15 protein-coding genes are annotated in these 17,455 nt (G+C 68.8%); 13 read left to right on the top strand and 2 right to left on the bottom strand.

All coding sequences use genetic code 11. The annotated features are described in order from the left end of the window. Window positions 1–15: 15 nt before the first annotated feature. Genes AC5Y4N_RS10460 through AC5Y4N_RS10440 form a run of 5 tightly spaced genes read left to right on the top strand, consistent with a single transcriptional unit; the run spans window position 16 to window position 4,679 of the window. The gene (locus tag AC5Y4N_RS10460; RefSeq protein ID WP_499910266.1) at window positions 16–438 is read left to right on the top strand and encodes a Fur family transcriptional regulator; all 423 of its coding nucleotides are present in this window, start codon (window positions 16–18) and stop codon (window positions 436–438) included. 18 nt (window positions 439–456) lie between these two features. Further along, on the top strand, window positions 457–1,818 hold the full coding sequence (locus AC5Y4N_RS10455) for a glutamine synthetase family protein (RefSeq protein ID WP_499910268.1): 1,362 nt from the start codon (window positions 457–459) through the stop codon (window positions 1,816–1,818). After that, window positions 1,805–2,536, top strand: a complete 732-nt coding sequence (locus AC5Y4N_RS10450) for a gamma-glutamyl-gamma-aminobutyrate hydrolase family protein (RefSeq protein ID WP_499910270.1) — start codon at window positions 1,805–1,807, stop codon at window positions 2,534–2,536. The genes AC5Y4N_RS10455 and AC5Y4N_RS10450 overlap by 14 nt, the downstream gene beginning before the upstream one ends. Then, window positions 2,533–3,903, top strand: a complete 1,371-nt coding sequence (locus AC5Y4N_RS10445) for an aldehyde dehydrogenase family protein (protein ID WP_499910272.1) — start codon at window positions 2,533–2,535, stop codon at window positions 3,901–3,903. The genes AC5Y4N_RS10450 and AC5Y4N_RS10445 overlap by 4 nt, the downstream gene beginning before the upstream one ends. Continuing rightward, on the top strand, window positions 3,903–4,679 hold the full coding sequence (locus tag AC5Y4N_RS10440) for a 3-oxoacyl-ACP reductase (RefSeq protein WP_499940487.1): 777 nt from the start codon (window positions 3,903–3,905) through the stop codon (window positions 4,677–4,679). Before AC5Y4N_RS10445 ends, AC5Y4N_RS10440 begins: the two co-directional genes overlap by 1 nt. Before the next feature lie 18 nt (window positions 4,680–4,697). Here the strand turns inward: AC5Y4N_RS10440 and mtr are convergent, their stop codons facing one another. Next, window positions 4,698–6,110, bottom strand: a complete 1,413-nt coding sequence (mtr, locus tag AC5Y4N_RS10435) for a mycothione reductase (protein ID WP_499910276.1) — start codon at window positions 6,108–6,110, stop codon at window positions 4,698–4,700. Beyond that, on the bottom strand, window positions 6,107–7,132 hold the full coding sequence (locus AC5Y4N_RS10430) for an alpha/beta hydrolase (protein ID WP_499910278.1): 1,026 nt from the start codon (window positions 7,130–7,132) through the stop codon (window positions 6,107–6,109). The genes mtr and AC5Y4N_RS10430 overlap by 4 nt, the downstream gene beginning before the upstream one ends. 64 nt (window positions 7,133–7,196) lie before the next feature. Here AC5Y4N_RS10430 and mqo point away from each other — a divergent pair, with 64 nt between their 5' ends. The 8 genes from mqo to AC5Y4N_RS10390 all read left to right on the top strand — a co-directional run bounded on the left by mqo (window position 7,197) and on the right by AC5Y4N_RS10390 (window position 17,454). After that, window positions 7,197–8,675 (top strand): malate dehydrogenase (quinone), encoded by a 1,479-nt coding sequence (gene mqo / locus AC5Y4N_RS10425; RefSeq protein WP_499910280.1) that lies wholly within the window; start codon window positions 7,197–7,199, stop codon window positions 8,673–8,675. Further along, window positions 8,672–9,139 carry a GNAT family N-acetyltransferase gene (locus AC5Y4N_RS10420; protein WP_499910282.1) on the top strand — a complete coding sequence of 156 codons (468 nt, stop codon included), beginning with the start codon at window positions 8,672–8,674 and terminating at the stop codon, window positions 9,137–9,139. The genes mqo and AC5Y4N_RS10420 overlap by 4 nt, the downstream gene beginning before the upstream one ends. Next, window positions 9,136–10,935 carry a magnesium chelatase subunit D family protein gene (locus AC5Y4N_RS10415; protein WP_499910284.1) on the top strand — a complete coding sequence of 600 codons (1,800 nt, stop codon included), beginning with the start codon at window positions 9,136–9,138 and terminating at the stop codon, window positions 10,933–10,935. Before AC5Y4N_RS10420 ends, AC5Y4N_RS10415 begins: the two co-directional genes overlap by 4 nt. A 13-nt stretch (window positions 10,936–10,948) precedes the next feature. Further along, window positions 10,949–11,563: a cob(I)yrinic acid a,c-diamide adenosyltransferase gene (cobO, locus tag AC5Y4N_RS10410; RefSeq protein ID WP_499910286.1), complete on the top strand. Its 615-nt coding sequence runs from the start codon at window positions 10,949–10,951 to the stop codon at window positions 11,561–11,563. Between the two features lie 93 nt (window positions 11,564–11,656). Then, a complete protein-coding gene (locus AC5Y4N_RS10405) occupies window positions 11,657–13,006 on the top strand; it encodes a cobyrinic acid a,c-diamide synthase CobB (protein ID WP_499910290.1) in 1,350 nt (449 codons plus the stop codon). Beyond that, the gene (cobA, locus tag AC5Y4N_RS10400; protein WP_499910293.1) at window positions 13,006–14,214 is read left to right on the top strand and encodes a uroporphyrinogen-III C-methyltransferase; all 1,209 of its coding nucleotides are present in this window, start codon (window positions 13,006–13,008) and stop codon (window positions 14,212–14,214) included. The genes AC5Y4N_RS10405 and cobA overlap by 1 nt, the downstream gene beginning before the upstream one ends. 22 nt (window positions 14,215–14,236) lie before the next feature. Next, window positions 14,237–15,790, top strand: a complete 1,554-nt coding sequence (locus AC5Y4N_RS10395; protein WP_499910297.1) for an MFS transporter — start codon at window positions 14,237–14,239, stop codon at window positions 15,788–15,790. Between the two features lie 173 nt (window positions 15,791–15,963). Beyond that, window positions 15,964–17,454, top strand: a complete 1,491-nt coding sequence (locus tag AC5Y4N_RS10390) for an MFS transporter (RefSeq protein WP_499910299.1) — start codon at window positions 15,964–15,966, stop codon at window positions 17,452–17,454. Window position 17,455 lies beyond the last annotated feature (1 nt).

Here is a 17,455-nt window from a genome sequence, read left to right as displayed (position 1 = left end):
TGAGACACTGATCTGGTGAACGGGATCGGCGAGGTGCTGCGGGCGCACGGGCTGCGCCGGACCGCGCCGCGGATCGCGGTGCTGGCCACCCTGCAGCCGGTTCACGGGCACCTGTCAGTCGCCGAAATCCATGCGCGCCTTGGTGATTCGGGCCAACCCGATGTGCCGGACCTCGCGACGGTGTACCGGACGGTGACCACACTGGTCGACGCCGGCGTGCTGCACGCGCTGACCGTCGAGGGCGGCGTCACCACGTACGGGATCGCGGAGAGTCCGCACCATCACGCTGTCTGCACGCGCTGCGGCACGATCATCGAGGTGCCGGCGCAGCGGCTGACCTCGGCGCTGGAGCACGCGATCGAGGGCAGCTCGTTCACGCTGTCCGAGCGGGCCGGCCTGACACTGCACGGCTTGTGCCCCGAGTGCCAACGGCGCTGAAATGATTGACTTCTCGACATGGTGAGAGCGCCCTTGAGCCCGCGCGAGCTCGAAGAGCTGATCGAAGAGGACGCGATCGACACGGTGATCGTCGCGTTCGCCGACATGCAAGGCCGGCTGACCGGCAAGCGGGTTTCGGCGCGGCTGTTCACCGAAGAGGTGGCCCGCCACGGCGCCGAGTGCTGTAACTATCTGCTGGCCGTCGACGTCGACATGAACACCGTCGACGGCTATGCGATGAGCAGCTGGGAGACCGGTTACGGCGACATGGTGATGACCCCCGACTTCGCCACGTTGCGCCTGATCCCGTGGCTGCCCGGCACGGCGCTGGTGCTGACGGACCTGTCGTGGCACGACGGTCGTCCGGTCACCGCGGCGCCGCGCAGCATCCTCGCCCGCCAGATCGGCCGGCTAGCTGAGCGTGGTCTGGTGCCTTACGTGGGCACCGAACTGGAATTCATGGTGTTCGACAACAGCTATCGCGACGCGTGGGCGCGCGGCTACCGCGGTCTGACACCGGCCTCGGACTACAACGTCGACTACGCCATGCTGGCGTCGTCACGGATCGAGCCGCTGCTGCGCGACATTCGCCGCGGCATGGTGGGCGCGGGCATGTATTGCGAAGGCGTCAAAGGTGAATGCAACCGCGGCCAGCAGGAGATCGCGTTCCGCTTCGACCACGCGATGGTCACCTGCGACAACCACACCGTCTACAAGAACGGCGCGAAGGAGATCGCCGACCAGCACGGCATGAGCCTGACCTTCATGGCCAAGTTCGACGAACGCGAAGGAAACAGCTGCCACATCCACATCTCGCTGCGCGGCGACGACGGGTCCGCGGCGTTCGCCGACTCCGACGACGAGCATGGCATGTCAGCGCTGTTCCGCAGTTTCGTCGCCGGGCAACTGGCGACGCTGCGCGAGCTGACCCTGTGCTACGCGCCGAACATCAACTCCTACAAGCGCTTTGCCGACGGCAGCTTTGCCCCGACCGCGATCGCGTGGGGCATCGACAACCGGACGTGCGCACTGCGGGTGGTGGGCCGCGGCGCTGCGATGCGGGTGGAGTGCCGGGTGCCGGGCGGCGACGTGAACCAGTACCTGGCGGTGGCGGCGCTGATCGCAGGTGGCCTGCACGGCATCGAGCATGAGCTGGCATTGCCAGACCCGTTGCGGGGCAACGCCTATCACAGCGACACGCAACGGTTGCCGACCACGCTGGGCGAGGCCGCGGAGCTGTTCGCGGACTCCGCGGTCGCGCGGGCGGCGTTCGGCGATGACGTCGTCGAGCACTACCTCAACAACGCGCGCGTCGAACTCGCCGCGTTCAACGCCGCGGTGACGGACTGGGAGAGGGTGCGGGGCTTTGAGCGGCTCTAGGCCCGTGTTGGGGCTGACGACCTATCTCGAGCAGGCGCAGACCGGTGTCTGGGATGTGCGGGCCAGCTTCCTGCCGCACATCTACTTGGAGGGCGTGACGCAGGCCGGGGGAATAGCGCTGCTGCTGCCGCCTCAGCCGGTCAGCGCCCAGATCACCGACCGCGTGCTCGACCGCCTCGACGGGCTGGTGATCACCGGCGGCAAGGACGTCGACCCAGCCCGGTACGGACAGCCGCGCCATCCGCAGACCGACGAGCCACGGCCCGACCGCGACGCATGGGAATTCGCGCTGCTCCACGGCGCGCTGTGCCGGCGGATGCCGGTGCTGGGCATTTGCCGCGGCGCACAGGTGCTCAACGTGGCTTTGGGTGGCACGCTGCATCAACATCTGCCCGACGTCCTGGGGCACTCGCGCCATCAGCAAGGCAACGCGGTGTTCTCCACGTCCAGAATCCGCACCGTGCCCGGAACCCGGCTGGCCGCGCTGATCGGCGAGCAGTCACAGGAGCAGTGCTATCACCACCAGGCCATCGCCGAATTGGGCGACGGATTGGTGGTCGGCGCGCGCGACGACGACGGTGTGGTCGAAGCGGTCGAAATGCCCGGCGACGCTTTCGTTCTCGCGGTGCAGTGGCATCCCGAAGAGCGGCTCAACGATCTGCGGCTGTTCGCGGCCGTCGTGGACGCGGCGAGGACGTACGCGGGAGTGCGCTCGTGACGGAGGTGATCAACCCGGCCACCGAGGAAGTGCTGTGCACGGTCGAGCCGACCGATGTCGCCGGCGTCGACGACGCGGTGGCCAGGGCGCTGGATGTCCAAAGGCGCTGGGCTGCAACACCTCCCGCGGACCGGGCGGCATCGTTGCGTGCGTTCGCGGCAACGGTGGACGCACACGTCGACGAACTCGCGGCGCTCGAGGTCGCCAACTCCGGGCATCCGATCACGTCGGCCGAGTGGGAAGTCGGCCATGTCCGCGACGTGCTGCAGTATTACGCCGCGAGCCCGGAACGGTTGACGGGCAGGCAGATTCCCGTCGCCGGCGGTCTTGACGTCACGTTCCACGAACCGCTCGGGGTAGTGGGGGTGATCACGCCGTGGAACTTCCCGATGACGATCGCGTCGTGGGGGTTCGCTCCCGCGCTGGCCGCCGGGAACGCAGTTCTGGTGAAGCCGGCCGAATGGACGCCGCTGACCACGATCCGGCTGGGCGAGCTTGCGGTCGAGGCCGGGTTACCGGAGGGTCTTCTGCAGGTGTTGCCCGGGGCGGGCGCCGTGGTGGGCGAGCGGTTCGTCACCCATCCCGATGTCCGCAAGATCGTGTTCACCGGCTCCACCGAAATCGGCACCCGGGTCATGGCCGGGGCTGCCGCACAGGTCAAGCGAGTCACACTCGAGCTCGGCGGCAAGAGTGCCAACATCGTGTTCGACGACTGCGACCTGGAACGAGCCGCCGCGACGGCTCCCTACGGCGTGTTCGACAACGCCGGGCAGGATTGCTGCGCGCGAAGCCGAATACTGTTGCAGCGCAACGTCTTCGACCGTTTCATGCAGTTGCTGGAGCCGGCTGTCAAGGGCGTCGTCGTCGGTGACCCGACGTCGCGGGCCACCGAGATGGGACCGCTGGTGTCTCGGGCGCACCGGGACAGGGTGGCCTCCTATGTCCCCGACGACGCGCCGGTGGCGTTTAGCGGTAGTGCCCCGTCCGGGCCGGGCTTCTGGTTTCCCCCGACGGTGCTGACGCCGCGGCGGTCGGATCCCACCGTGCGCGAGGAGATCTTCGGTCCGGTGGTCGCGGTGTTGCCGTTCGACGACGAGGCCGACGCGATCACGCTGGCCAACGACACGCCCTATGGGCTGTCGGGATCGATCTGGACCGACAACCTGTCTCGGGCGCTGCGCGTGGCGCGGGCGGTGGAATCGGGCAACCTTTCGGTGAACTCGCATTCGTCGGTGCGGTACAGCACGCCGTTCGGCGGCTTCAAGCAGTCGGGTCTGGGCCGCGAGCTGGGGCCGGACGCACCGCTGTCGTTCACCGAGACCAAGAACGTGTTCATCGCTGTAGCAGAGGCGCCGGGGGAGGCCTGATGATCGACCTGACGCAGCGGCTGGCCGGCAAGGTCGCCGTGATCACCGGCGGCGCAAGCGGAATCGGGTTGGCCACCGGGCGGCGGCTACGTGACGAGGGCGCGACCATCGTCGTGGCCGACGTCGACCGCGTCGGCGGCCAGGAAGCCGCCGACCACCTCGGCGGGTTGTTCGTGCCGGTCGACGTCACCGAGGAATCCGGCGTCAACGCGCTGTTCGACACCGCCGCAAGCACGTTCGGCTCAGTCGACATCGCGTTCAACAACGCCGGCATCTCGCCGCCCGACGACGACCTGATCGAAAACACCGGGCTGGCCGCATGGCAGCGCGTGCAAGACGTCAACCTGACGTCGGTGTACCTGTGCTGCCGCGCGGCGCTGCGCCACATGAGCGCCGCCGGAAGAGGTTCGATCGTCAACGTGGCGTCGTTCGTCGCGGTGATGGGCTCGGCCACGTCGCAGATCTCCTACACCGCGTCGAAAGGCGGCGTCCTGGCGATGTCGCGTGAGCTCGGAGTTCAGTACCCGCGCAGCGGAATACGCGTGAACGCACTGTGCCCGGGTCCGGTCAACACCCCGCTGCTCAAAGAGCTGTTCGCCAAAGACCCCGAGCGGGCGGCCCGCCGGCTGGTCCACGTGCCGGTGGGCCGGTTCGCCGAACCGGAGGAGATCGCCGCTGCGGTGGCGTTCTTGGCCAGCGACGACGCGTCGTTCATCACCGCGTCGACGTTTCTGGTCGACGGCGGGATCAGCGCCGCCTATGTCACGCCGCTGTAGCACCACCGCGCCGCGGCGCTAGTGCCTGCGCGACGGCGGCCACGGCGGCTCACCGCACAGCGCCAGCAGTGCGTTCTCGATCACCTCGGGCAACGCCGGGTGAATCCAGTACTGGCCGCGCGCCATGTCTTGTGCGGGCAAGCCGAAACTCATCGCCTGCACCACGGGCTGGATCAATGACGACGCCTGGTAACCCATGATGTGCGCGCCGAGAATCAGACCGGTGTCGTCGTCGACGACCAGCTTCGCGAACCCGGTGGTGTCCTCCATCGCCCAGCCGTAGGCGACGTCGCTGTAGTCCTGCACCTTGACCTTGATGCTGTAACCGGCTGCCCTGGCCTGGTTTTCGGTGAGCCCGACGCTGGCGATCTGCGGGTCGGTGAACACCGCGGACGGCACGTAGCGGTGGTCGGAGGCCACCATCGCATCGGTGTCGTCCCAGTCCTGCAGCAGGTTGTGCCGCACCACCCGGGCTTCGTGGTTCGCGACGTGCTTGAGCTGATACGCGGAGCTGACGTCGCCGAGGGCGAAAATGCCGCGGGCCGTAGTGCGTTGGTATTCGTCGACCACCACGCGCCCGCTCGGCTGCACCTCGACGCCGGCCTGCTCGGCGTCCAGCAGGTCGCCGTTGGGTACGCGGCCGGTAGCCACCAGCAGCGCGTCCGCGCGGATGGTCGACCCCTCGTCGCACGTCAGCACCACCTCGTCGCCGTCTTGGCGGGCGTCGATGATCTCGCGGTGCGCGTGGATCTCCCACTTCTTGGCGGCGATGTCGGTGAACCGCATCATGATCGTGTCGTCATGCCCGCGCAGCAGCGTGCTGCCGCGGATCACCAGCGACACGTGGGTGCCCAGCGACGAGAAGATGTGCGCGAACTCGGTGGCGACGTATCCCCCGCCGACGATCACCAAATGCCGCGGAAGCTCGGGGATCCGCATGATCGTGTCGCTGGTGTAGTACGTCACGCCACAGTCGGCGACCGCCTTGGGAACCACGACGCGTGAGCCGGCGGCGATCACCACCTTGTCAGCGGTGAACTCCTCACCGCCGTCGACGCGCAGCGTGTGCCGGCCGTTGCGGCTGGGGCCGAACCGGGTGTGCCGGTCGAAGACGGTGACGTTGGGCGACGCTCGCCGATAGTTCTCGCCGCCCACGGACAGCGGGTCGATGCGGCCGAAGATCCGGGACACGATGTCGGGCCAGCGCACCGCGTCGACACGTGCGTCGACACCGAAACGTGTCGATTCGCGGGCGGTTTCGGCGATTTCGGCGGTGTAGACGAACATCTTGGTCGGAATGCAGCCCACGTTGAGGCACGTGCCGCCGAAGATGTTCTGCTCGCAGATGGCGACGCTGAAGTCGTCGTAGCGTTCGTCGAGAATCGTGTTGCCCGAGCCGGTTCCGATGATGGCCAGGTCGAAATGCGTCATGAGCTCTGCCTCGCATCGCTTCGTTCGGGCGACACCGCCGCCGTGTACCAGTCCAGCCAGGCAGCGAGCTCGCGGTAGGCCTGCTCGCGCGCGTGGGGCAGCGACAAGAACACGTCGTGTTTCGCGTCGGCGACCGGCACCACATTGGTCCGGTTGCCCACACACCCTGCCCAGCGCGCGATCTGCGACACGTCCAGCACCGCGTCACCGCGCTGCATGGACTGCGGGTCCTTGGTCTCCGGGATGCTGCGGTCCGACCGCAGGATCAGGTTGGGCACCCCCACATCGAGGCCGCGGTGCAGCTGCATCTGCCCGCGACGCACCGCGTTGATCCACCCGGCGGTGACGGGAAAGCCGCCCAACGGTTTCCAGGCCAGGTTGTAGTCGAACTCACCGCCGTAGTCGCGGTGCAGGCTGGTGCCGTAGCCGCCCTCGCCGGCAGCCCGCAGCACCCGCTTGCTGCCGAACCGCGCCGCGGCCCGGATCGCCGCCGAGGTGATTCCGGCCCGCAGTATCACCGGGCCGGGCAGGTCGAAGAACGGGCTGTTGAGCACCAGGCCGCTGACGCCCAGCCTTGCGATCCCGGCGCGCTGACGCAGCCGGTCCAGCCACAGCGTGACGATCAGCCCGCCGGCCGAGTGGCCGTAGACCAGGATGCGGGCACCGGCCGTCTCGCGTGCGATCACCGCCGCAGCGCGCTCGAGTTCCACGTCGTACCGCGACAGGTCGGTGGTGAAGTGCGGAGTCTGCCCGGCGCGCCAGGACCGCCCGCACTTGCGCAAGTCGATGGCATAGAACGCGAAGCCCGCGGCGGCGAACCGGTCAGCCAGCTCGGTGTGGAAGAAATAGTCGGTGTAGCCGTGCACCGCGAGCACTGCGTGCTTCGCCGGCGCCGGGGCGCCGCGGCGGATCAGCGTGGCCACGATCTCGCCCTCGCCGTCGGGGTCGGCGCCCAGTGGCAACGTGCTCTGCCAGCATCCATTCAGGACGTCGGGCTCCCACACAGCCGCCACGCTGCTCACCTTAATCGCCGCGCACCCTGCTGCCTGGTACGACGCCACGGCACCGAGTCGATAACCTTGGACGATGCCGTCAGACGCTAGGGCCAGGACAGACATCGTGCTGGTGGGGGCCGGGATCATGAGCGCCACGCTGGGCACGCTGCTGCGGCTGGTCGAACCGGACTGGTCGATCACCTTGGTGGAACGCCTCGACGGAGCGGCCGCCGAGAGCAGCGACCCGTGGAACAACGCCGGCACCGGCCACTCGGCGCTGTGCGAATTGAACTACACGCCGCAGCAGGCCGACGGGTCGATCGACATCACCAAGGCCGTCAACGTCAACGAGCAATTCCAGCTGTCGCGGCAGTTCTGGGCCTACGCGGTGGAAAACGGTGTGCTGAGCGACGTGCGCAGTTTCTTGAACCCGACTCCGCATGCGAGCTGGGTGATGGGCGCCGACCAGGTGGAGTTCATGCGCCGCCGCCGCGACGCGCTGGTGCACAACCCGCTGTTCGAGGGAATCGAACTCATCGAAGATCCCGACGAGTTCGCTCGCCGGCTGCCGCTGATGGCCGCCGGCCGCACGTTTCGCGAACCGATCGCGCTGAACTGGGCGCGCAACGGCACCGACGTCGACTTCGGCAGCCTGACCAGAAAGCTGATCGCCTACAGCGTCCAGCACGGCACCGAAGCGCTGTTCGGCCACGAGGTTCGCGACCTGTCCCGTGAGTCCGACGGCACCTGGACCGTGGCCGTGCGCAACAACCGCACCGGAGCCAAACGCAAGATCAACGCCAAGTTCGTGTTCGTCGGCGCCGGCGGTGACGCGCTGCGGCTGATGCAGAAGTCGAACATCCCGGAGATCAAGGGCTACGGCGGTTTTCCGGTGAGCGGCAAGTTCCTGCGCACCGACAACCCCGAGCTCACTGAGCGACACCGCGCCAAGGTGTACGGCTTCCCGGCGGTCGGTGCGCCGCCGATGTCGGCGCCGCACCTGGACGCCCGGATCATCAGCGGCAAGTCGTGGCTGCTGTTCGGGCCGTTCGCGGGGTGGTCACCGAAGTTTCTCAAGCGTGGCCACGTCACCGACCTGCCGTTCTCGATCAAGCCGGGCAACCTGACGCAGCTGCTCAGCGTCGGCGTCAGCGAGCTGAGTCTGGTGCGGTACCTCGTCGGCCAGCTGCTGCTGTCGGACGAGGACCGCATCGAGGCGCTGCGCGACTTCGTGCCGTCGGCGAAGTCGTCGGACTGGGAGACCATCGTCGCCGGGCAGCGCGTGCAGGTGATCAAACCGAAGGGTGGCACACGCGGCGTGCTGGGGTTCGACACCACCGTGATCGCGTCGGCGGACGGCAGCATCGCCGGTCTGCTCGGTGCTTCGCCGGGCGCGTCGACGGCCGTGCACGACATGCTCGAGGTGCTCGAGCAGTGCTTCGAGGACCGGTACCAGTCGTGGTTGCCCAAGCTCAAGGAGATGGTGCCGTCGCTGGGCACCAAGCTGTCCGACGAGCCGCGGCTGCGGGCCGAAGTATGGGAGTGGACCCGAAAGGCGTTAGGTGCATGACGGTCACGCTGCACCGCACCTGGGCCAAGGACCTGGACACCGCGACGCTGTACGAGCTGTTGAAGCTGCGGATCGAGGTGTTCGTCGTCGAGCAGGCCTGCGCCTACCCGGAGCTCGACGGCCGCGACCTTCTCCCCGAAACCCGCCACTTCTGGCTCGAAGGGCCACGCGGTGAGGTGATCTGCACGCTGCGGCTGCTGGAGGAACACACCGGAGGCCACAAGGCCTTCCGGATCGGCCGGCTGTGTACCCGCAAGGAAGCGCGCGGCCACGGCCACACCACCCGCGTACTGCAGGCCGCGCTGGCCGATGTCGGCGACTTTCCGTGCCGCATCGATGCGCAGACCTACCTCGAAGAGATGTACGCCCAGCACGGATTCGTCCGGGAGGGAGACGAATTCGTCGAGGACGGCATCCCACACGTGCCGATGGTTCGGCCAGGCGCGCGTGGTGTCGCGTCGTGATCTACCCGTTCAGCGCAATCGTCGGCCAGGATCTGTTGCGGTTGGCGCTGGTGCTGTGCGCGGTGCGCCCCGAGATCGGCGGGGTGCTGATCCGCGGCGAGAAGGGTACCGCGAAATCGACTGCGGTGCGCGGACTTTCGGCGGTGCTCGCCGAGGCAGGCTTCGGGTGTCTCGTCGAGCTGCCGATCGGCGCCACCGAAGATCGGGTGATCGGGTCACTGGATCTGCAGCGGGTCCTGCGCGACGGCGAGCACGCCTTCACGCCGGGGCTCTTGGCCCAGGCGCACGGCGGTGTGTTGTACGTCGACGAGGTGAACCTGCTGCCGGACCACCTCGTGGACGTGCTGCTGGACGCTGCCGCGATGGGCCGCGTGCACGTCGAGCGCGACGGCGTGTCGTACACGCACGAGGCGAAGTTCATGCTCGTCGGCACCATGAACCCGGAGGAGGGTGAGCTGCGTCCGCAGCTGCTGGACCGGTTCGGCCTGACCGTCGATGTGCGCGCTTCCCGCGACGTCGACGAGCGCGCCGAAGTGATCCGCCAGCGCATGGCGTTCGAGGCGGACCCGGCTGGCTTCGGCCGTCGCTACGCCGAGCGGGACGCCGCGTTGGCACGCCACATTGCCAACGCGCGCAGGGTGGTTGGCGAGGTCGTGCTGCCGGAACGCGAACTGCGGCGGATTGCGGCGCTGTGCGCGGCGTTCGGTGTTGACGGGATGCGCGCAGACCTGGTGGTGGCGCGCACCGCGGTGGCGCACGCCGCCTGGCGCGGCGCCGGCGCGGTGGAGGAGCAGGACATCCGGGTGGCCGCGCAGCTGGCGCTGCCGCACCGACGGCGCCGCGACCCGTTCGACGAGCCGGATCTGGACCCGCAGGCGCTCGACGAGGCGCTGGCTCAGGCGGGCGACGAACCCGAACCTGAACCAGACCCGCCTGGCGGTGGAGTAACGAATAATGGAGAGCAGCAAGCTGATTCGCATACTGCTCCATCGCCACCGCGGCCCAGCGCCCCGCCGATGCCGCCGTTTCGCACCCGGCTACTGACGGTGCCCGGCCTCGGCGACGGTGCGCCCGGGCGCCGATCGCGGGCCCGCAATAGTTCCGGCGCCGTGATGTCCGCTCATCCGCGTGACGGTTCCGGCATCCACCTGTTCGGCACAGTGCTGTCGGCCGCACGCCGCACGCACCGGCCCGGGCCGCCACGGGTGCGTCCGGACGACCTGCTCCGCGCGATCCGCGAAGGGCGCGAGGCCAACCTGGTGATTTTTCTCGTCGACGCGTCCGGTTCGATGGCCGCGCGCGACCGGATGTCCGCGGTCAGCGGCGCCACGCTGTCGCTGCTGCGTGACGCCTACCAGCGCCGCGACAAGGTCGCGGTGATCACGTTCCGCGGCAACGGCGCAGACGTGCTGCTGCCACCGACGTCGTCGGTGCACATCGCGTCGCGACGGCTCACCCGATTCGCCACCGGCGGGAGAACGCCGCTGGCGCAAGGGCTCCTGGCCGCGCGTGCGATGGTCGCCAGAGAGCGTGTGCGCGACCCGGCGCGGCGCAGCCTGGTCGTCGTGCTCACCGACGGGCGTGCGACCGGCGGCCCCGACCCGGTCGGCAGGGCCGGGGCGGCCGCGGACCTGCTCGTGGCCGAAGGCGCGTCAGCGGTCGTCGTCGACTGCGAAACATCGTGGGTGCGCCTCGGTTTGGCCGAACAGCTCGCAGCGCGGCTCGGTGCGCCGACCGTGCGGTTGGCACACTTGCGCGCCGAGGCACTCACCCACGTCGTCCGCGGCGCTGCCTGAGAAGGAGGTCACCATGCCGCAGGGCCGTCCGATCGAGGTACCCGACGACGGGCTGACCACCCGGGCTCGCCGCCAGGCCCCGCTGCTTGCGGTGCACACCGGCGACGGAAAGGGCAAGTCGACGGCGGCCTTCGGCATGGCACTGCGCGCCTGGAACGCGGGGCTGTCGGTGGCGGTGTTCCAGTTCGTCAAGAGCGCGAAGTGGAAAGTCGGGGAGGAGAACGTGTTCGGCGAGTTGGGCCGGCTCCACGACGAGCGCGGGGTCGGCGCGCCGGTCGAGTGGCACAAGATGGGTGCCGGCTGGTCCTGGGCCCGCAAACACGGCAGCGCCGACGACCACGCGGCCGCTGCCGCGGACGGTTGGGCCGAGATCGCCCGGCGGCTGTCCGAACAGCGCCACGACTTCTACCTGCTCGACGAATTCACCTATCCGCTGAAGTGGGGGTGGGTCGACGTCGACGAGGTGGTCGCCACCCTCGCCGGCCGCCCCGGCACGCAGCATGTAGTGATCACCGGCCGTGGCGCGCCCGCAGCGTTGCTCGACGCCGCCGACCTGGTGACCGAGATGACCAAGGTGAAGCACCCCATGGATGCCGGCCGCAAAGGCCAGAAGGGCATCGAGTGGTGACGGCACCCTTCCCGCGAGCGTGCGTGTCTGCTCATGTTCTGACGGCGTGTCCTGTACCTGGGCGCACGCTCGCGCAGGACGGTGAGTGACCCGATGACCCCAGCCGTCGTCATTGCCGCGCCCGCATCGGGAAGCGGAAAGACCACTGTCGCAACGGGTTTGATCGGCGCGCTCCGGCGCGCCGGCCACGCCGTCGCTCCGTTCAAAGTCGGCCCCGACTACATCGACCCCGGCTACCACACGCTGGCCGCCGGTCGACCCGGCCGCAACCTCGACCCCGTGCTGGTCGGCGAGCGGCTCATCGGGCCGCTGTACCGGCACGGCACCGCGGGTGCCGACATCGCGGTGGTGGAGGGTGTGATGGGGCTGTTCGACGGACGCCTCGACGGCGCGCTCGTCGCCACAGGATCCACTGCCCACGTGGCGAAACTGCTGGGCGCGCCGGTGGTGTTGGTTGTCGACGCCCGCGGCCAGAGCCACAGCATCGCCGCGCTGCTGCATGGGTTTTCGACGTTCGACCCTGCCGTCCGGATCGCCGGCGTGATCCTCAACCGCGTCGGCTCGACCCGCCACGAAGAGGTGCTGCGCCAAGCCTGCGGTCACGCCGGTGTCGCGGTTCTGGGCGCGATTCCCCGCCACGTCGACTTGGCCGTTCCCGCAAGGCATCTCGGCTTGGTCACCGCCGCAGAACACGGCGCGCTCGCCGAGCACGCGGTCGACGCGATGACCGAACTCGTCGGCGCACACGTGAGCCTTGATGCGGTAGTCGGGCTGGCCGGCAGCACCGTCACCGCCGCCGCCTGGGAGCCGGCCGTCGAGTGCGTCGCTGAGCGGGTCACCGTCGCGATCGCCGCCGGCAAGGCGTTCACGTTCGGCTATGCCGAACACGTCGAACTCCTGCGAGCCGCCGGAGCGGACGTCGTGGGCTTCGACCCGCTCAGCGACGCGCTACCGGCCGACGCGGACGCGCTCGTCATCCCGGGCGGGTTCCCGGAGCAGTTCGGCGCTGAGCTCGCCGCCAATGACGTTGCGCGCCAACAAGTCAACGCTCTGGCTGCTCGCGGCGCCCCAGTCCACGCCGAGTGCGCCGGACTGACTTACCTGGTGGCGGAACTCGACGGGCATCCGATGTGCGGCGTGCTGTCCGGCTCCGCGCGCTTCACCGACCATCTGACCCTGGGTTACCGAGACGCCGTCGCCGTCGCGGAGTCGTCGCTGCACGCCGCCGGGGACCGTGTCACAGGCCACGAATTCCACCGCACCACAGTCGAATTCACCGACGCATACCAGCCGGCATGGGTATACCGGGACCGCAACACCCCGGTCCGCGACGGCGCAGTGCACCGCGGCGTCCACGCCTCCTATTTGCACACCCACCCGGCGGCCGCACCACAGTCGGTGGCGCGCTTCGTCGCTCACGCCGCGAGCCCTAGGGTCAACTAGTGACCGAGAACCCGTACCTGGTCGGGCTGCGGCTGGCCGGCAGGAAGGTCGTGGTCGTCGGCGGCGGCAGCGTCGCGCAACGGCGCCTGCCTCTGCTGATCGCCAGCGGGGCCGACGTGCACGTCGTCACCCGGTCCGCCACCCCGGCGGTCGAAGCCATGACCGGGATCACATTGCAGCTCAGGAAGTATCGCGAGGGCGACCTCGCCGGCGCCTGGTACGCGATCGCCGCCACCGACGACCCGGACGTCAACGCGGCCGTCGTCGCCGAAGCCGAATCGCGCCACATCTTCTGCGTCCGCGCCGACATCGCCCGCGAGGGCACCGCCGTCACACCCGCCTCGTTCGAGTACGAAGGCTTGGAGGTCGGGGTGCTGGCCGGCGGTGAGCACCGGCGCTCCGCGGCGATCCGGTCGGCGATCCGCGAAGCCCTGCAGCGCGGTGTCATCGCCACGGAGACCCCTGACGTGGTGCACACCGGCGTCGCGCTCGTAGGCGGCGGTCCCGGTGATCCCGAGCTGATCACCGTGCGGGGCCGGCGCTTGCTGGCGCACGCGGACGTGGTGGTCGCCGACAGGCTGGCGCCGGCCGAGTTGCTGGCAGAGCTGCCGCCGCACGTCGAAGTGATCGACGCCGCGAAGATTCCGTACGGCCGCGCGATGGCTCAGGACGCGATCAACGACGTGATGATCGAGCGGGCCAAGGCGGGTCAGTTCGTCGTGCGCCTCAAAGGTGGCGACCCGTTCGTCTTCGCCCGCGGCTACGAAGAGCTGCTGGCCTGCGTCGACGCGGGCGTGCCGGTCACTGTGGTGCCCGGCGTCACCAGCGCAATCGCGGTTCCCGCCATGGCCGGTGTGCCGGTCACGCACCGCTCCGTGACGCACGAGTTCGTGGTCGTCAGCGGTCACGTCGCACCGGACGACCCGGATTCGTTAGTCAATTGGAATGCGCTGGCCGCGATGTCGGGCACGATCGTGCTGATGATGGCGGTCGAGCGCATCGAGCTCTTCGCCGACGCGCTGCTCAAGGGCGGCCGACCTGCGCAAACCCCGGTGCTCGTGGTGCAGCAGGGCACCACTGCGGCGCAGCGGACCGTCCGCGCGACGCTTGCTGACGCGCCGAAAAAGATTCGCGAAGAAGGCATTCGACCTCCCGCGATCATCGTCATCGGGGCCGTCGCGGGATTCGCGGAATTAAAGAAAAGCTAAGAGTACTGTAAGGTAACTCTCCATGACGGCTCTCAATGACGCGGAGCGGATGTCTCTGGATCGCGCCAATCAGGCCGCCCTCGAGGTCGCCCGGCAGACGAGCTGGTCGCGCCCAGCGTGGCTGCCGTCGCGCCGGTTCATCGCCGCGGTGGTCGCGATCGGCGGCATGCAGCTGCTGGCCACGATGGACAGCACGGTCGCGATCGTCGCGCTGCCCAGGATCCAGGACGAGCTGAATCTGTCCGACGCCGGCCGCAGCTGGGTGATCACCGCTTATGTGCTGACGTTCGGCGGTCTGATGCTGCTGGGCGGCCGCCTCGGCGACACGATTGGGCGCAAGCGCACATTCATCGCCGGCGTCGCGATGTTCACCATCGCTTCGATCCTGTGCGGACTCGCCTGGAATGAGGCGACCATGGTGGTCGCGCGGCTGGCGCAGGGAGTAGGTGCGGCGATCGCGTCGCCCACCGCGCTCGCGCTGATCGCCACCACGTTCCCGAAGGGCCCGGCCCGTAACGCCGCGACCGCGATCTTCGCCGCGATGACCGGCATCGGCTCGGTGATGGGCCTGATCGTCGGCGGAGCGCTCACCGAAGTGTCGTGGCGGCTGGCCTTTTTGGTGAACGTGCCGATCGGGCTGCTGATGCTGTACCTGGCTTATACGACGCTGACCGAGACGCACCGCGAGCCGATGAAGCTCGACGCCACCGGCGCGCTGCTGGCCACGCTGGGCTGCACGGCCGCGGTGTTCGGCTTCTCGATGGGCCCGGAGGCCGGGTGGCTGTCGCCGCTGACCGTCGGCTCCGGCATCGCGGCGGTGGTTTTCCTCGGCGCGTTTGCGCTGGTGGAACGCACCGCTGACAACCCCCTGGTGCCGTTCGACCTGTTCCGCGATCGCAACCGCGTGGCGACGTTCGCGGCGATCTTCCTGGCCGGTGGCGTGATGTTCACGCTGACCGTGCTGATCGGCCTGTACGTGCAAGACATCATGGGCTACAGCGCGCTGCGCGCCGGCGTCGGCTTCATCCCGTTCGTCATCGCCCTCGGCATCGGTCTGGGCCTGTCGTCGCAGCTGGTATCGCAGTTTCCGCCACGGGTGCTGGTGATCGCCGGCGGCGTGCTGGTGCTCGGCGCCATGCTCTACGGGTCGACGCTCAACCGCGGCATCCCGTACTTCCCCAACCTCGTCGTGCCGATCGCCGTCGGGGGCGTGGGCATCGGGATGATCGTCGTGCCGCTGACGGTGTCGGCGATCGCGGGCGTCGGCTTCGACCGCATCGGGCCCGTGTCGGCGATCGCGCTGATGCTGCAGAACCTCGGCGGTCCGGTGATCCTGGCGATCGTCCAGGCCGTGATCACCTCGCGCACGCTGTACCTGGGCGGCACGACCGGCCCGGTGAAGAACATGAACGCCGCGCAGTTGCACGCGCTCGACCACGGCTACACCTACGGGCTGCTGTGGGTCGCGGGGGTGGCCGTGATCGTCGGCGGCGCCGCGCTGCTGATCGGCTACACCTCCGAAGAGGTGGCGCATGCGCAGGAAGTCAAGGACGCGCTGGACGCCGGAGAGCTGTAGAGCTCGACATTGGACGCCGGAGAGCTGTAGAGCTCGACATTGGACGCCGGAGAGCTGTAGAGCTCGACATTGGACGCCGGAGAGCTGTAGAGCTCGACATTGGACGCCGGAGAGCTGTAGAGCTCGACAGCGCGTCTAAGCCGCGGACAGGGCCCTCGGTAGGGTAGGCAGCCATGTTTGCGGCGCGGCGGACCCAGCGTTCGTCGCCGCTCGCCGCCAGCGTCATCGGGATCGCGATCGTCGCGATCACCGGCATGCAACTGATGTCGACACTCGACGGCACCATCGTCGTGGTGGCGCTGCCTCGCATGCAGGCCGACCTTGCGTTATCCGACGCCGCTAAGAGCTGGGTCATCACCGCGTACGTGCTGACGTTCGGCGGCCTGCTGTTGTTGGGCGGGCGCGTCGGCGACGCGATCGGTCACAAGCGCGCATTCGTCGGCGGAGTCGCGGTGTTCACCGTGGCGTCGCTGATCTGCGGGCTGGCGTTCGACCCGGCGATGTTGATCGCCGCCCGTGCCGTGCAGGGCATGGGGGCAGCCGTCGCCGCACCCACCGGGCTGGCGCTGATCGCGTCGACGTACGCCGTCGGTCAGGCGCGCAACCAGGCGATGGCGGTGTCGGCGGCGATGATGGGCCTCGGCTCGGTGCTCGGCCTCGTCCTCGGCGGCGCGTTCACGGTGATCTCGTGGCGGCTGGCTTTCCTGATCAATCTGCCGATCGGCATGGTGATCATTGCGATTGCGCTCACCCGGCTGTGTGAGACACATCGCGAACGTCTCCGCCTCGACGCGGCCGGGGCGGCGCTGGCCACGCTGGCGTGCACGACGGCGGTGCTGATCTTCACCCAGGGGCCGCCGCTGGGCTGGATCAACCCGTGGATCTTCGGCGCAGCGATCGCCACCGTGCTGTTGTTCGGCGGCTTCCTGGTGGTCGAACGCACCGCCGAGCACCCGATCGTGCCGCTGTCGTTGTTCGCCGACCGCAACCGGGTGATGACGTTCTTGTCGCTATTTCTGGCCGGCGGCGTCCTGTTGACGCTGACAGTGATGATCGGGCTGTACGTCCAGGACGTGATGGGCTACTCGGCATTGCGTGCGGGAACGTCGTTCATCCCGTTCGCCGTTGCGCTCGGGCTCGGCAACGTGGCAGCGGCTCGCGTGGCGCCGCTGATCGCCCCGCGCTGGCTGATCATTGGTGGCGGCTCGTTTGTCCTCGGCGCCATGCTGTACGGCTCGACGCTGAACCGCGCCATCCCGTACTTCCCGGACCTCTTCGTACCGATCATCGTCGGCGGCTTCGGCATCGGCGTGATCTCGGTGGTGCTGCCGCTGTGCGCGCTGGCCGACGTGGGCCCGCGAGAGATCGGCCCCGTGTCGGCGCTCACGCTGATGGTGCAAAACCTCGGCGGCCCGCTGGTGCTGGTTGTCATCCAGGCCGTGCAGACGTCGCGCACGTTGTATCTCGGCGGCACCACCGGGGCCGTGCGCAACATGACGCCGGCGCAGCTCGACGCGCTCGACCGCGGCTACACGTACTCGCTGCTGTGGGTCGCCGCGGTCGCGGTGTTGGTGGGCGTCACCGCGTTCTTCATCGGGTTCTCCGCCAGGCAGATCGCGGCCGCGCAGCATACCCGTGAAGCAGTAGAGGCCGGCGAGCTCTAAG

The organism is Mycobacterium sp. NGS19 (assembly GCF_059813155.1).
The sequence above is the reverse complement of the archived record's forward strand: the minus strand, read 5'-3'. Positions and strand labels throughout refer to the sequence as shown.

Bases quoted from the DNA above. Each gene is read 5' to 3' on its own strand.
- AC5Y4N_RS10455 (WP_499910268.1), top strand. From the start codon at position 457: ATGGTGAGAGCGCCCTTGAGCCCGCGCGAGCTCGAAGAGCTGATCGAA.
- AC5Y4N_RS10440 (WP_499940487.1), top strand. From the start codon at position 3,903: ATGATCGACCTGACGCAGCGGCTGGCCGGCAAGGTCGCCGTGATCACC.
- mtr (WP_499910276.1), bottom strand. From the start codon at position 6,110: ATGACGCATTTCGACCTGGCCATCATCGGAACCGGCTCGGGCAACACG.
- mqo (WP_499910280.1), top strand. From the start codon at position 7,197: ATGCCGTCAGACGCTAGGGCCAGGACAGACATCGTGCTGGTGGGGGCC.
- AC5Y4N_RS10420 (WP_499910282.1), top strand. From the start codon at position 8,672: ATGACGGTCACGCTGCACCGCACCTGGGCCAAGGACCTGGACACCGCG.
- cobO (WP_499910286.1), top strand. From the start codon at position 10,949: ATGCCGCAGGGCCGTCCGATCGAGGTACCCGACGACGGGCTGACCACC.
- AC5Y4N_RS10405 (WP_499910290.1), top strand. From the start codon at position 11,657: ATGACCCCAGCCGTCGTCATTGCCGCGCCCGCATCGGGAAGCGGAAAG.
- AC5Y4N_RS10395 (WP_499910297.1), top strand. From the start codon at position 14,237: ATGACGGCTCTCAATGACGCGGAGCGGATGTCTCTGGATCGCGCCAAT.
- AC5Y4N_RS10390 (WP_499910299.1), top strand. From the start codon at position 15,964: ATGTTTGCGGCGCGGCGGACCCAGCGTTCGTCGCCGCTCGCCGCCAGC.